At 60.4% G+C, this 14,167-nt stretch carries 14 protein-coding genes, 1 tRNA gene and 1 pseudogene; 7 read left to right on the top strand and 9 right to left on the bottom strand.

The window, feature by feature from the left end; translation table 11 throughout:
* Nucleotides 1–49: 49 nt before the first annotated feature.
* From ACFSQT_RS19195 to ACFSQT_RS19180, 4 genes are all read left to right on the top strand, one after another.
* On the top strand, nucleotides 50–943 hold the full coding sequence (locus tag ACFSQT_RS19195; RefSeq protein ID WP_379021037.1) for a helix-turn-helix domain-containing protein: 894 nt from the start codon (nucleotides 50–52) through the stop codon (nucleotides 941–943).
* Between the two features lie 326 nt (nucleotides 944–1,269).
* A tRNA-Phe gene (locus tag ACFSQT_RS19190) sits at nucleotides 1,270–1,345 on the top strand.
* 212 nt (nucleotides 1,346–1,557) lie between these two features.
* Nucleotides 1,558–2,787, top strand: a complete 1,230-nt coding sequence (locus ACFSQT_RS19185; RefSeq protein WP_095088668.1) for a tyrosine-type recombinase/integrase — start codon at nucleotides 1,558–1,560, stop codon at nucleotides 2,785–2,787.
* 240 nt (nucleotides 2,788–3,027) lie between these two features.
* The gene (locus ACFSQT_RS19180; protein WP_379021035.1) at nucleotides 3,028–4,368 is read left to right on the top strand and encodes an IS1380 family transposase; all 1,341 of its coding nucleotides are present in this window, start codon (nucleotides 3,028–3,030) and stop codon (nucleotides 4,366–4,368) included.
* Nucleotides 4,369–4,572: 204 nt separating this feature from the next.
* On the opposite strand, the gene ACFSQT_RS19175 is transcribed toward ACFSQT_RS19180, so the two are convergent.
* Nucleotides 4,573–5,199, bottom strand: coding sequence for a GTP pyrophosphokinase (locus ACFSQT_RS19175; RefSeq protein WP_095088670.1), 627 nt, complete (start codon nucleotides 5,197–5,199; stop codon nucleotides 4,573–4,575).
* Nucleotides 5,196–6,215 carry a hypothetical protein gene (locus ACFSQT_RS19170; protein WP_143748826.1) on the bottom strand — a complete coding sequence of 340 codons (1,020 nt, stop codon included), beginning with the start codon at nucleotides 6,213–6,215 and terminating at the stop codon, nucleotides 5,196–5,198. Before ACFSQT_RS19170 ends, ACFSQT_RS19175 begins: the two co-directional genes overlap by 4 nt.
* Nucleotides 6,216–6,444: 229 nt before the next feature.
* Between ACFSQT_RS19170 and ACFSQT_RS19165 the strand changes: the two genes are divergently transcribed.
* Nucleotides 6,445–7,320 (top strand): restriction endonuclease, encoded by an 876-nt coding sequence (locus ACFSQT_RS19165; RefSeq protein ID WP_095088674.1) that lies wholly within the window; start codon nucleotides 6,445–6,447, stop codon nucleotides 7,318–7,320.
* 112 nt (nucleotides 7,321–7,432) lie between these two features.
* On the opposite strand, the pseudogene ACFSQT_RS19160 reads toward ACFSQT_RS19165, so the two are convergent.
* A pseudogene (locus tag ACFSQT_RS19160) lies at nucleotides 7,433–7,747 on the bottom strand (helix-turn-helix domain-containing protein); the annotation flags it as partial.
* Between the two features lie 45 nt (nucleotides 7,748–7,792).
* Here ACFSQT_RS19160 and ACFSQT_RS19155 point away from each other — a divergent pair.
* Nucleotides 7,793–8,098, top strand: coding sequence for a LexA family protein (locus tag ACFSQT_RS19155; protein ID WP_245330990.1), 306 nt, complete (start codon nucleotides 7,793–7,795; stop codon nucleotides 8,096–8,098).
* A gap of 16 nt (nucleotides 8,099–8,114) precedes the next feature.
* Here the strand turns inward: ACFSQT_RS19155 and ACFSQT_RS19150 are convergent, their stop codons facing one another.
* Nucleotides 8,115–9,239 carry an IS630 family transposase gene (locus tag ACFSQT_RS19150; RefSeq protein ID WP_379016738.1) on the bottom strand — a complete coding sequence of 375 codons (1,125 nt, stop codon included), beginning with the start codon at nucleotides 9,237–9,239 and terminating at the stop codon, nucleotides 8,115–8,117.
* 45 nt (nucleotides 9,240–9,284) lie between these two features.
* On the opposite strand from ACFSQT_RS19150, the gene ACFSQT_RS19145 reads away from it, so the two are divergent.
* On the top strand, nucleotides 9,285–9,590 hold the full coding sequence (locus ACFSQT_RS19145; protein WP_245330990.1) for a LexA family protein: 306 nt from the start codon (nucleotides 9,285–9,287) through the stop codon (nucleotides 9,588–9,590).
* Here ACFSQT_RS19145 and ACFSQT_RS19140 read toward each other — a convergent pair.
* From ACFSQT_RS19140 to trbL, 5 genes are read right to left on the bottom strand one after another with little or no spacing between them, the layout of a single operon-like run.
* Complete coding sequence (locus ACFSQT_RS19140) at nucleotides 9,565–9,849, bottom strand: DUF2274 domain-containing protein (protein ID WP_095088676.1); 285 nt, start codon at nucleotides 9,847–9,849, stop codon at nucleotides 9,565–9,567. The two genes, ACFSQT_RS19145 and ACFSQT_RS19140, sit on opposite strands and share 26 nt — an antisense overlap.
* 12 nt (nucleotides 9,850–9,861) lie before the next feature.
* Nucleotides 9,862–11,076: a TraB/TrbI/VirB10 family type IV secretion system protein gene (locus ACFSQT_RS19135; RefSeq protein ID WP_379021032.1), complete on the bottom strand. Its 1,215-nt coding sequence runs from the start codon at nucleotides 11,074–11,076 to the stop codon at nucleotides 9,862–9,864.
* A gap of 11 nt (nucleotides 11,077–11,087) precedes the next feature.
* The gene (gene trbG, locus ACFSQT_RS19130) at nucleotides 11,088–12,116 is read right to left on the bottom strand and encodes a P-type conjugative transfer protein TrbG (protein WP_379021030.1); all 1,029 of its coding nucleotides are present in this window, start codon (nucleotides 12,114–12,116) and stop codon (nucleotides 11,088–11,090) included.
* Complete coding sequence (gene trbF / locus ACFSQT_RS19125) at nucleotides 12,106–12,837, bottom strand: conjugal transfer protein TrbF (RefSeq protein WP_378923814.1); 732 nt, start codon at nucleotides 12,835–12,837, stop codon at nucleotides 12,106–12,108. Before trbF ends, trbG begins: the two co-directional genes overlap by 11 nt.
* Entirely contained in the window at nucleotides 12,838–14,160 is a 1,323-nt protein-coding gene (gene trbL / locus ACFSQT_RS19120) for a P-type conjugative transfer protein TrbL (RefSeq protein WP_095088685.1), read from the bottom strand.
* Nucleotides 14,161–14,167: the final 7 nt, after the last annotated feature.

Genomic DNA, 14,167 nt, shown 5'->3' with positions numbered 1-14,167 from the left:
GCGTGGCTAGACTATGCGGTGGGCAGGGCCTGTCGCCGTCAAAGGGAATATGAAATTGGCGGAAAGTAAGATGTCGGAACGGCCGTTTTACCAACCTGGCGCCAGCAGCGTGGAAGGCCTGCCGCTGCTGCTGCAGATGTTTCACACCAACCCCCTGGTGATGCTCAAACCGCATTGGCACGCCCAGGTCGAGGTGAATTTCATCGTGCGCGGCAGCGTGCATTACCGCATGAACGACCACGAGATTTCGCTTTCGGCCGGCGAGATGTGCCTGTTCTGGGGCGGCCTGCCGCACCAGATGGACGATTTGTCCGACGACGCCATCTATGCCGGCGCGCATCTGCCGCTGGTGCATTTCTTCCGGCTGCACCTGCCCACGGATATCCGGCACCGGCTGATGACGGGCGCCACGCTGGTGACCAGCGCCACCGACCAGTCCGACCACCATAATTTCGAGCGCTGGAACCGCTATGCCCGGTCCGGCGACCAGGCCAGGGCGGAACACGCCGTCAACGAATTGCTGCTGCGGCTGGAGCGGGTGCGATTCGAACCTTACCGGCTGGTGCCCGAAACCGCGCCCGGGCAGGAAACGGGCAGCGCCTTCGATCAACAATCGTCGCGCAATGTCGGGCGCATGTGTGATTTCATCGCCGAGAATTTCCTCTACGACATCGATTGCGTGAACATCGCGGCGGCCGCCGACATCCACCCCAAATACGCCATGAGCCTGTTCAAGAAATCGACCGGCATGACGCTCAACGAATATGTCAACCTTTTGCGGCTGAGCTATGCGCAGGCGCTTTTGATGCATCAGGACGCCAATGTGCTGCGCGTCGCCATGGACTCTGGCTTCGGCTCGCTCAGCGCCTTCAACAAGTCGTTCCGCAAGCTGGCCGGCATGTCGCCCTCCGATTTCCGCAGAGGCGTGTCCGGCGCCAGATAGAACGCGGCGGCCGGCAGGGCATGCCCGGCGCCGCTAATGCATTGCCGGACCTCGATCGTCGGCTAAAAGACGGGCCGCGTCGTTGCGGCCCGCGATGGCAGCGGGGACAAGGACGCCGGCGGCCGAAATGGACCGGGCCTACGCTCGGTTCCGGCTGTCGCCGCGGCAACGCAACCGGACCATTGCACGGCGTCTCTTTTCCTGTCTGAAATCGCCATCTGGGCGCTGGACAGGCCGGATTCCCGTGCTATAACCCACGCGCTTTCAAGGGGCGCCCACGGCGCCTCGATGAAATCCGGTCAACGAGATTTCGTTTGCCGGAACAGGCCCAGATAGCTCAGTTGGTAGAGCAGCGGACTGAAAATCCGCGTGTCGGTGGTTCGAATCCGCCTCTGGGCACCATCCTCTCCTTCCCCCGCGCACTCTTTCGCCGAAGCCTCTACGCTCTGCTCGCTATAACCGCCTGAATTCGCTGCTATTTTCAGCACGAACGACGTGCTTGGGCGAATTTCGTCGTAGCTCGGCAAACTTGGTCCAACGAGGCGAGCTGTTGGTATTTTTGTTGGTATCTGAGAGTCTGTTGGTATCGAAGCGCCAAACAGGAGGTCCCACAAATGGCTCTATCCGACGTGAAATGCCGCAACACCCGGCCCGCGTCCAAGCTCCAGAAACTCTCCGACGGCGGGGGGTTGCAGCTGTGGGTGCAGCCATCGGGCACGCGGCTTTGGCGCCTGGCGTATCGGTTCGACGGCAAGCAGAAGCTTCTGTCCTTGGGCAGCTATCCTGTCATTTCTCTCGCAGATGCCCGCCAAGCGCGCGATGAGGCAAAACGCCTTCTTAAGGGTGCTGCCGACCCAGCGCAGGAGCGCAGGTTCCGCAAAGCCAATTCGCCAAAAGACACCTTTCGGTCAATCGCGGACGAATATGTTGACAAGCTGAAGAAGGAGGGACGTGCCGACCGGACGATCAGCAAGGTCAAATGGCTGCTCGACTTTGCCTATCCGACAATCGGCGATAAGAGCATTCGAGAGATCAATGCGTCCACAATTCTCACTGCCCTTCGTCGCGTGGAGGTTCGGGGGCGGTACGAGTCGGCCAGGCGCCTTCGTTCCACTATTGGCAGTGTGTTTCGATACGCAATCGCGACCGCACGCGCTGAGGCAGATCCAACGTTCGCCCTGAGGGGCGCACTCATCAGTCCAACGGTCACACCGCGTGCCGCCGTTACCGATCCGAAGGCATTGGGCGGCTTGCTGCGTGCAATCGAGACATTCGACGGACAGCCTACAACCCGAGCCGCCCTGAAGCTGATGGCGCTGCTGTTTCCTCGTCCCGGTGAGCTTCGCGCCGCAGAATGGGTGGAGTTCGACTTTGAAAATTCGGTTTGGATCATTCCGGAAGCGCGCATGAAAATGCGACGACCACACCGGGTTCCTCTTTCCAGGCAGGCGGTGACTATTCTGACCGATCTTGCAAAAATCTCCGGCAATGGGACGCTGCTATTTCCAAGCGTGCGATCGGCTTCCAGGCCGATTTCCGACAATACCCTCAATGCGGCCCTGCGTCGTCTTGGCTACAGCAAACGAGAGGCGACGGCGCACGGCTTTCGCGCAACGGCATCAACCCTACTAAACGAATGCGGCAAGTGGCACCCCGACGCCATAGAGCGCCAACTGGCCCACATCGAAAACAACGACGTTCGCCGCGCTTATGCCCGCGCGGAGCACTGGGAAGAGCGCGTAAGGATGTTGCAGTGGTGGGCAGATTATCTGGACGAAATTGAGAGCGCTGATACCCGCGGCGGGCTGAGTCAAAAAAGTCTCAGAGCAAACGCACATCCGTGAACATGAAAGTCTGGTTTGGGCCGCAAGCCGTCAGTCCGCTATCGGAGCGAGTTCTGCCCTTTGCTGCCATTGCACCGGATTACTCAGGGGATGAAGGATTCGGAGCTTCCCAGTACGCTGAGGCAGTGATTTAGCCCGGAAAATTCATGGGGGTTGGCGGATGTGGTGCAAGCCGTTGAAATGACGTAGGATTTGGTTGCTTAAGCCGATCCGAACCATTTCCCGGAGACCACACCCGCCATGAATGATCTTACGCTGCCGCTGAGCGGTTTGTCATCAGTCGGCGGCAAGTCCGTCGTCGCCCGTTTTGACGGCGGCATGTTGTCCTCGAACAGTGGTGTTCTGGCTCTGGCCGAGGTGGAAAAGCGGCTGCGTGTGGCCGACCGTGTGGCGCGTTGCATCGACGATCCGCGCCGCCCGGACCAGATCATCCACAGCCTGGCGGACATGATCGGCTTTCGCATGAAGATGATCGCCGCCGGTTATGAGGATGGCAACGACGCCAACCGGCTGCGCTGCGATCCGGTCTTCAAGATGGCCCAGGATGCGCTGCCTTCGGGTCGGGATCTGGCCTCGCAATCGACGATGTGCCGGCTTGAGAACCTGCCTGGCGTGCGGGAACTGGTCGTTATGGGCCGGGCGATGGTCGACCTCTATTGCGCTTCCTTCCGCCAGGTTCCGAAGCGGATCGTGCTCGACATTGACGACACTTTTGACGCCGTGCATGGCGGCCAGCAGCTCCGCCTGTTCAATGCCCATCACGACGAATACGGCTTCCAGCCGATTGTTGTGTTCGATGGCGACGGCCGGTTCGTCGGTGCGGTCCTGCGACCAGCGAAGCGGCCGAGCGGGGCAGAAATCCGCCCCCACCTGCGCCGCCTGGTGCGGGCGATCCGCAGCAATTGGCCGAACATCCGCATCCTGATCCGGGCCGACAGCCACTATTGTAGTCCGCAGGTCATCGACTGGTGCCGCGCCAACGATGTCGACTTCATCCTCGGCGTGGCGCCCACCACGACCCTGCGCAAGCATGTCGCGGACCTGGAGAGCAGCACGATGGCGCGTTTTGAAGTGTCATCGAAGACGAACAAGGTCCGCCGCTTCAAGGAGTTTTTTGACGGCGCCGCCAGTTGGAGCCGCGTAGAGCGCATCATCGCCCGCGTCGAGGTCGGCGCCCAAGGTGCCGATACCCGCTTCATCGTCACCAACCTTGCAAGTGGCAAGGCCAAGGCGCTCTACGAGGATGTCTACTGCCGGCGCGGCGCTGCCGAGAACCACATCAAGTCGTGGAAGACGCATCTCGCCGCCGACCGCACATCCTGCACAAGAGCGACGGCCAACCAGTTCCGGCTGTTCCTGCATGCCGGCGCCTACTGGCTGATGTGGGGCCTGCGCGCCGCGATGCCGAAACGCTCGAGCTTTGCCGTCGCCCAATTCGACACGCTGCGATTGCGCCTCATCAAGATCGCCGCCCGCGTGGTCGAGATGAAAACCCAGATCCGCCTGCACCTGCCGACATCCTGCCCCGACCAGCGTATTCTGCGCATCGTCCTCAGCCGCATCCCGCAACTCGCGACATAAACGATGGGGCGCAGACGTCCCGAAACAAACCCGCCGACCTCAACCCGCAAACCCCCGCCTTCCACCACGACGGATCATCGCCGGCGCCCGACGAGGCTTGTCAAAATGCACCCCAAGGGCGGCCAGATCGCCATGCAGGCCGCCGAAAGCCGATCGCCGTGCATCAAGCGGGTTAGCAGCGGGGTAGAAATCCCCACGCAGGCCTTAGCCCGCACTGCGCAGAACGCCCTCCCTCGCCAAGAACAGCTCATTGAACATCCGATCCGCCCCCCATGCTTGTGCTGAAGTATACGCCAGCTGACGAAGTTGGTCGGCCTCTAACGGTTGAGATCCGGGTTTGTACCCCAGATCATGTTCTGCCTCGGACCAAGCGTGCTGGAAGAGGGTTTTAATCTGGAGTTCGAAAAATTCCGGTACAAGAGCCTTGTCTATCGAAGAGTCGACCACATCGGCCGGTAACATCAAGATATAATGTTGTCCAAAGTAGCCAAACTCCCACTCGCGTTCCGGCACGATTTTTTGGCGTTCGATGGCATGGAAATAGGGTAGGACAGCGTCAGCGACCCGCGGCACGTCCTCGAGATAGAAGGTGATGATGCGGGCGCCGATCTGATCCTGGATCTGATGAAGCGGATCGTCGTATTTTGGTCTGTCATCCTTGAGTTTAGTTGCCTTGGCCACAAAGCGATCTATTGACTTAGGACGTGTCGAAACGCGGTCTATTCGTTGGATACCTTTCAAAAGGTCGTTCAGATAGGTCGCCAACGATCCTGCTATCGGTGTCAACGCCTTGTCATGGCGGAGACGATAGTCACCCTCGATATCACTCATCGGGATTTTTCCAGCTTTTCACTGACGATCTTGCCTTCGGTAGAAAATCGAATTTTATCATGGTGGCCGGCGACCGGCACCTGACTGAAGACCTGGTCGAAATCGCTTGCGCCAGCGGTTAGAAAAGCGCCTGAATCGAGCTCAACTGTCCGGTAAGGCAGCTGCTTTTCGAACTCGGCCGCGCTGAACTGGAAATTGTCGCCGGCAAGGTCCTCCCGACCCAACGCAGTCGTCACAGCACTTCGGGCTTCCTCGGTAAAATTATACCGGACACAGAATTCGTTCACGCTCATTGCCTGTCCGTCCAGATTGCCGGCGAGGGTCACGGCGGCGCTTATCTGCTTCTTGATGTCGATGTTTGGAGCGCTTTTGATGGCGTCCTTCAGCGCTATCGCCAACCTGCGGGTCCCCGATGCAGCGCTGGTTTTGAACGAAGAGCTGAGGAAGTCCTTCACCCAATAATCGGACGACTCCAAATCTTGGCTGTTAATCTGCTTGTCGACTGCCATGCCATCCCAGAAGCCCCCTGTGAGGGACTGATGGCGATACACCACCGCTTTGTAGGAATGCGCGTTTTTCATAAAAACACGGTCGATGAATTCGACTGTCAGCATATCGGCGGCTTCGTTGACTACGACGCCGTTGTTGGCGCGGAAACGCGAGACAACTACCTTGTGATGCACCCCCTCCATGCCACGTATCAAGAACATCAATCCCAGGCCGGACCTTTTCGTCGTTACACCCGATAGCCTTTCGGCTAGACCTCGCCCTGTAGCTATTGTCGGCGCATTTGCATAAGCTAAAAGTAGATTTCGGCATGGATTTGACTGGATGCCGTTAGCGGCCGGATTGAAAGCAATACCGATGTTACATTCCACGTCTGCTTTCGCGTAAACAGAGCTCAACAGCGCGTACATATCCCCCACATGAGGTACTTCATTGCCAACTACGGCAGCTGCGTTTTCGACCCCCTTGTTGGGGTGAACCAAGTAAGTATGGATATTTTGAATTGGCAATGTCCCCTCCTGGCCCGGAAGGCCTTCTTTAGCACAGGTATTTTCAAAACAAATCTGTTCTCGCAGGGTCGCCGGGCTAGGCCGATGGGTTTGGAACGACGCTCATGTGTTGGTGAGAACGGGCTGTCAGCGGGAATGTGGACAGGCGGATGCACCAACAGAAACGCAATTGCGTTCGTGTTCGGTGCTGGATCAAATTGGTCGCTGAGATAATTGGAATAGTGAGTCGATGAGCGGCGAAATCAAGGCGGTAGATCTGAAGCTTGTCGGCGATCTGTTCGGCGACGGTTACGTCATGGACTTCACTAACCGCACCTACCAAGAATTCTTCCGGGACGATGTGGGCGTCGATATCTACAACGACGCCTATCTGATCGACAACGCCAACAGTAAGGGCAAGCGCCTGCGCGCATTTATGCAGAAGGCCCAAAAGAGCGCGATCGTAAAGGCGCTGCACGGCCTTTGGGAATATCGCGTGGCCTATATTGCGGGACACGAAGATTGCGTTCCCCAGGGGCGCGAGCGACTGAGCGCACTGGTTGAGCGGCTGGGCGGCAAGCCGATTCCGGGCGCGGCCACCCCTGAACCCAATGCGCCGCTGGGCCGCGGGTTAACCGAATCCACACAGGTCGATCTCGAAAACGAGTTCATGGTGCTGCATGGAATGGACGATGCAGCACAGGCGCGTGGTTACGCTTTTGAGAAGTTTCTGAAGCGCTGGTTCGATGCCTGGGGGTTAGAACCGCGAAAGGCCTTCAAGCTCAAAGGCGAGCAGATCGACGGCAGCTTCCTGCACGGCAACACCGTCTATTTCCTCGAAGCGAAATGGCGCAATGGCCAGACCGGCGCTGCTGAACTCCGGTCGTTCCAAGAGCTGATCGGGCAACACTTCGAAGGCGCGCGTGGCCTGTTCGTTTCATATTCGGGATTCACTCCGGAAGGACTCCAAGCTTTCGTCGCTAGGCGCATCGTCATGATGGACGGCATGGACGTCGTCGAAGCGTTGCGTCGCCGGATTTCGCTCGAAAAGATCGTGGCCAAGAAGCTCCGCATCGCGATCGAAGAGCGGCGGCCGAAGGTGTCCGTGCGCGAGCTGTTTCCATGACGAATGGTTATCGACTTGGTCGTCGCGCTTCTCCGCAGGGCTTCGACATAATGGACTGGAAGTGGGACGAGTCGGTATCGGTTGGGGCAAGTAGACACTCACTAGGTCGAGGCGGCGGACTGGAACAGGCGGTGGCCACCAGCCGGGCTTCTTCCTTGCCCGTCAGCTTGCGTTGCGCGCCTGCGCGTGGCTCTTCGCTGAGCGCCGCCTCCAGACCCATCTCCACGAAGCGGCGCTTGGTGCGATAGACAGTGGAGCCGCCGACCACCACCGTCGCGGCAATGGCCTCGTCACCCAAGCCCGCGTCGACGGCGAGCAGGATCTGCGCCCGCTTGAGCTTGCGAGCCGGCTGCTTGCCGCCTGCCAGCATCGCTGTGAGTTCATCGCGTTCGGGTTGGTCGAGATCGACACGATAGCGTAGATTCATCCAGAAAGCCTCCTCGGTTGCCAAGGGTTCCGGATGAATCGAAAATTGAATCAATTACTTGACGGGCAAACGCCTGCGGGTCCCAGCTTCACCGAAAAACAGGGCCAGTACCTCGCCTTCATCTGGGCTTATATGCAGATCAACCGCCAGCCGCCGGCCGAACGCGACATGCAACGCTATTTCGGCGTCACCCCGCCGTCCGTCCACCAGATGGTGCTAACCCTCGAACGCTCCGGCCTCATCCGCAGGCAACCAGGTGTCGCGCGCAGCATCCAACTGCTCGTCGACCACGACATCCTACCCAAACTTCAGCCGGTTCAACCCGTCATAACCTCTGTGCAGAGGTACTAGTACCTCTGCACAGAGGTTATGACTCTTTGGAAGTCGGCTTGGGATAGGCTTTGGCCATCTTAAGGCGTGCGTTTTCGGTAGAGAACATCCAGTTGATGCGAGCGCCACTGGTGTTTCGCAGGTGCTCCCAGGCAGCGGTCTCCGCGACGAGGCGATCATAGCTATTGATGCGACGATCGAGGCACTGGCCGCGCAGGACGCCGATTTCGATCTCGACCATGTTGAGCCAGCTGGCGTGTTTGGGCGTGTAGTGGAATTCCAGCCGTCGAAGGACGCGTCGCGCCTGTGAAGCAGGCAGAGCCTGGTAGAGCGCGGCGGCCGAGTGGGTTGACAGATTGTCGAGCACCACCCTGACGCGTTCGGCCTGCGGGTAATGGATATCGACGAGGTCGCGCATGCAATGGGCAAAGTCTTCCGCGGCGCGCCGCTCGGTGACCTTGACTTTGCGCCAGGAGCGGTGTGCGTCGAGGAAGACGAACAGGTTGGCGGTGCCGTTGCGCTTGTACTCGCAGTCATACCGCTCAAGCCGGCCCGGTTCGGCCGGGATCGGCTGTCGCACCTCGCCGATGAGTTGGGTCGGGCTTTCGTCGAAGCACACCACCGGTCGCTTCGGGTCCGGTGCCTCGGCATAGAGGTCGAGCACGTCCTCCATGCGCGCGACATACTCGGCGTCGACCTTGGGGATGCACCACATGTCCTTGCGCCAGGGCTTGAGATCGTTGTCTGCCAAGCGTCGGCGCACCGTCTCGCGCGACAGTTCCTGGTGATCGGTCAGCTTGACGAACTCACCGGCCAGCAGTTCCAGGGTCCAGCGGGCGCGGCCCGGCGGCGGACTGGAACAGGCGGTGGCCACCAGCAGGGCTTCTTCCTTGCCCGTCAGCTTGCGTTGCGCGCCTGCGCGTGGCTCTTCGCTGAGCGCCGCCTCCAGACCCATCTCCACGAAGCGGCGCTTGGTGCGATAGACAGTGGAGCCGCCGACCACCACCGTCGCGGCAATGGCCTCGTCACCCAAGCCCGCGTCGACGGCGAGCAGGATCTGCGCCCGCTTGAGCTTGCGAGCCGGCTGCTTGCCGCCTGCCAGCATCGCTGTGAGTTCATCGCGTTCGGGTTGGTCGAGATCGACACGATAGCGTAGATTCATCCAGAAAGCCTCCTCGGTTGCCAAGGGTTCCGGATGAATCGAAAATTGAATCAATTACTTGACGGGCAAACGCCTGCGGGTCCCAGCTTCACCGAAAAACAGGGCCAGTACCTCGCCTTCATCTGGGCTTATATGCAGATCAACCGCCAGCCGCCGGCCGAACGCGACATGCAACGCTATTTCGGCGTCACCCCGCCGTCCGTCCACCAGATGGTGCTAACCCTCGAACGCTCCGGCCTCATCCGCAGGCAACCAGGTGTCGCGCGCAGCATCCAACTGCTCGTCGACCACGACATCCTACCCAAACTTCAGCCGGTTCAACCCGTCATAACCTCTGTGCAGAGGTACTAGGCGTTGATTGGCGCCGTGATTTCTCCGACGTGTCTGAGGTTGGCATGCCGTCCTTTTTGGCCTTGGCAAACGCGCGGTCGCTTTCCAGGAACTCCGCCAGCATGAACGGGATGAGCTCGGCCACCGTTTCAGACTCGCCATAGGTCTGGCGGTAAAGCGCCGCATAGTCGTTCAGTGCTTGGCCCAGGCCGGCGCTTACAGTGATGGTGATCTTGGAAGGGGTCCGGTCCGGAAGCTTCCCGAGTTTCAGGTTGGCCATGACTACTCCTGTTCAACCCGAATACGGCCGCAGCACGAGATCCTTATGTACGATGACGCGCAGTGGCCAACCGGGACGGACGGTGATGGTGGGTTGGATGTTCAGGTTCTTTTCGGTGATGCGCTGGCCGGCCTGACTGACGTTCTGCTGAGTGGATTCCCGGATTGCCTTGACAAGATCGCTTTCGTTTTCCCCAAAACTCAGCTCGGTGCCGACGCCCAGTAGAGTGCCTAGCGCAACGCCCTTGATCAGCTGCCATGTGTGGAAATCCACCTTGTCCTCAAGTCCCGCATAGCCGGCGGTGTCTGTGGCAGGCAGATTGTCGATTTCGATCGACGAGCCGTCAGGCATCACAATGCGTTGCCAAACCAGCAGCGCGCGTTTTTGGCCAAAAGCGACGACGCTGTCATAGGTGCCGATCAGCCTTGACCCCTGCGGGATGAGCAAGGCGTGGCCCGTGACCGTGTCGTGCACATTCTCGGTGACCTGCGCGACGACCAAACCTGGCAAGTCGGAATTGATGCCGGTGATCAGGCTAGCGGCGATCACGCTGCCGGCCATGAGCTGATATGGGGAAGCCAGCGTCTGCAGCGCATGCGGATTGTAGATTCCACTGGCGTTTTTCTGGTTGATAAAATCGAGCTTGCGCTGTTGGTTGTTTTGGTCACCCTCGGTCGTCGCCACCGAAGCCGACTGGCGTGTCGCATCGGATTGTGCGAGCGCCTCAAACGGCTGCTGCTTACTTGGCCCTGTGCCTGCAACAGGCGACGTTTCGAGCCGATTCTCGATCCTGAGCATGACTTGCGACTCGCGCGCCGCGATCGCCTGCTGGGCGAGGCGCTGTTCCTCGGCCGATGCCTCCTGCCCCGGCGCGATGCCGAGCTGGCGCTGACGTTCGAGGATGGGGCGGCCGAGATCGCCCGGCAATGGTGGCCCAAGCACCGGAGCCTTCGGCGTGATCCCGGAATAATCCTTGGGAAGCGTTTCAAGTCCTTCGGCGGTTGGCTTCCGCTCGGTATTGTACAGGTCTACCGCCTGCTCTTTGATACGCCAAGCCGGTCCTTGGAGCGCCATCATGGTAACGCCGAATATGGCGCCAGATCCGAGTGCAGCGATAGCAATGATCACGCCGCGCCTGAACCGCACAGCGCGGCGGGGGGAAGCCCGCAACTGCAACTGCTCGGGATCGAGTTTTGGCCGCGCATCGGGTCGGGAAGTATCGGTCATGAGTGCTCCCCTCACCTGCCAAGACGTGGAAAGAGTGTCATCCGCCGCGGCGGTTGCCGGCCGTCGGTCCTTGTAATGCGCACCACCTGCTGCTGCTTCGCACCGAGGCGCAGCTCGGCTGCGGCGAAGAGGCGGTCCACGATGTAGTAGTTGCCGCGCATGCGGTAGTTGACGAGCTGGCTAGTTCCGTCAGGACCGACGATGAAGAGTGGTGGTGCTTCGCCCTGATCGATGCGACCCGGAAATTCGATATAAACCTTGCTGCCATCGTCGAAGGCGCGCTTCGGTCTCCAGGCCGGGGTGTCGCCAGTAATCGAATAGCGAAAGCGAATGTTGTCCAGTGCCACATTCGACGCAACCGACGTGGCAGCCTCGGCTTGAGCGTTGCTTCGGCGCAGCGCGATGATCTGGTCCTCGCTGTAGGTCCAGGAGATTGCCGCCATTGCGGTCTTCTCAGTGCTTTGAAGTTGCAGATGGTAGGTCCGCCGGTCCGTTGTGATGACCAGATTGGTGCTGAGCCCCGGCGCGAAGGGTTTTACCAGCACATGGGTGCGCTGGTTGTTACCGGTGCCGCTGACGGTATCGCCGATGACCCAGCGCACCGTGTCGCCGGCCGACACGGATGTCAGCTTCTCCCCTGACTGCAGGGCGATGTCGACGACTCGCTCCGGCGCGGCATAGAGCTGATAAAGCGCGCCATCCGCAAAGGGATAGACTTGCACCGCGTTAACATAGCCATACCTGGTGGGTTGCTGCGTGGCCGCCTTGTTGGCATCTGCGACGCGTTCTTCTGGAGCGCGCTTGTCTTCCACCACCTTGCCCGGTTCGGGCTGCAACTGGCCAGGCAGCGGCAGTGGCTTCGGCACCTCGACGATTTTGACCTGGTTCTCCGGCGCCTTCTCAATTGCCGCCGGTCTGAAATCAGCAGCGTCATAGGAAATCTCAGGCGGCAGCACCGGTTTCGATGCACAGGCTGGTAGGACAGCTGCTGAGACCGACAGGATCAGTGCGGCACGGAACGATGGGGCTCTATTTGTCATTGGCTGGCTCCTTCGGGGAAACGGATGTCGGCGCGGCGCTGTCGAGCTCACGCGACCAGTCGACGGCGTTGATGAAGACGCCGAGCGGATTGTTGCGCAGCTGGTCCGTGTTGCTTGGTGGGCGGATCACGATGGTAAGGATCGCGGTCCAGCGCGTCGTGCTGGCCAAGCTGCCGCGTTCAAAAACCTGCTCGGTCCATTTGACCTGGAACGAGCTATTGGATGCCCGAACCACGCTGGTCACCTGCACCGACACGCTGCGCGTTCCGATCTGACCGAAGGGATCGTTCGCCTTGGCGTACTCGTTGAGGAAGAGTGCTGCGCGGTCGGTAGCAAAGTCATAGGCTGCCAGCCAGTTCTGCCGCACCAGCACCGGATCGGTGGAGACCGAACGGACATTCTGGATGAAGCGGCCGAGATGCCAGGCGATCTGGGCATCGGAGGGTTCGTAATCCCGGACTGCTGGCGCAACGGCGCGCGCCTCGCCGAAGCGGTCGACCTCGACGACGTAAGGCACGACGCGGCTTTGCATCGACTGCCATACAAGTCCGCAGGAAAGTCCAGTCGCCAAGACCAGACAGCCCAGGGCCATGAGCCGCCAATTGCGGGCCTGCACCCGAGATGAGCCGATACGCTCGTCCCAGAGCTGGGCGGCTTTCTGATACGGCGTGACCGGTTCGGGTGTCTTGCCGTAACGTTGAACGGGTCGCTTGAAGAGCATCTAGTCGTCCTTGTCATTGAGAGAGGGATTGGCGCTGCCACCCGGCCTGTCGCCATCACGGACCGCCTGCACTGCGGCGTGTCGATGGGCACGGGCGGTCTGTTCGGAACGCAATTGCCTTGCCCAATTGGGAGCGGCATCAGTGGCTGTACCGGCTGGGCTTCCGGCCATTGACGCGGTCGGCGTACCGCCAGTCGCGGTCCAGGCGGCTTCGCGGCCGGCGTCGGCGCTGCGCCCGAACGTTCCCGCGGCAGATCGTGCAGCTCGCATCGCGGCGCCACCGGCGGCACTGGTCACACCCTGCAGTCCAGCAGCTACACCGGACAGGCCAGAGTCGAGCGAGGTTGCGCGCCCCAGCTGCCAAGCCGTGGAAGCAGCCGATCCCATCGAGGTGCCCGCACGGACTGCGGCGAGACTGCCGCCGGTTGCCATGCGCGCGCCGGCAAATGCCGCGCCTCCGGCAACGAGTGATGCGCCGGCGGCAGCCGCAGTGGTTCCGAGTGCGGCGCCAGCGCCAAGCTGCGGCGCGCCAGAGACAAGGCCCGAAGCGATGCCTGGCCCGAAGATGCCGAGCCCAAGCAGCGACAGCGCACCAAGAACTTGTGACATGGCGGCGGCCAGGTCCGGCTCCTTGCCTTGCAGCGCGGAAGCGAACTCGCCGAAGAGCGTGGAGCCGATGCCCACGATGACGGCGAGCACCATCACCTTAATGCCCGACGAGATCACATTGCCGAGCACACGCTCGGCCAGAAACGCCGAACGGTTCCAGAGTGCGAATGGAACCAGAACGAAGCCCGCCAAAGTGGTGAGCTTGAACTCGAGGATGGTGATGAAGAGCTGGATGGAAAGAATAAAGAAGGCGATGATGACCAGGAACCAGGCCACAAGCAGCACGAAGATGGTGAGCGCATTGCCGAAGATTTCTGGGAAGCCCAGGAGCTGGCTTGCCTGATCGAGCAGCGGCCAGGCACCCTCGAAACCAGTCGCGGCAATGCGGCCCGGATGCAAAAGATTGTCGGCGGATAGATTGCCAGAGGACGCGTTGATGCCGAGACCGGCAAAGGACCGATAGATGATGTCGGCAAGGTTCTTGAAATTGTTCAGGATGAAGGCGAACACGCCGACATAGAGTACCTTGCGGATGAGCCGGCCGGGAACGTTGGGTTCGCCGCCGAGTGCCCAGGCCAGGCCGGCAAGTGTGATGTCGATGCCGATCAGGGTCGTGGTGAGGAAGGCGACATCGCCCGAGAGCAGACCGAACCCGCTGTCGATATAGCGGACAAAGGTCTCCATGAAGCGATCGATGACCCCAAGGTCGTTCATGCCGCCT

This window comes from Mesorhizobium calcicola (assembly GCF_042682105.1).
GTDB classification, from domain to species: domain Bacteria; phylum Pseudomonadota; class Alphaproteobacteria; order Rhizobiales; family Rhizobiaceae; genus Mesorhizobium; species Mesorhizobium calcicola.
This window is presented reverse-complemented; position numbering and strand designations above follow the sequence as displayed.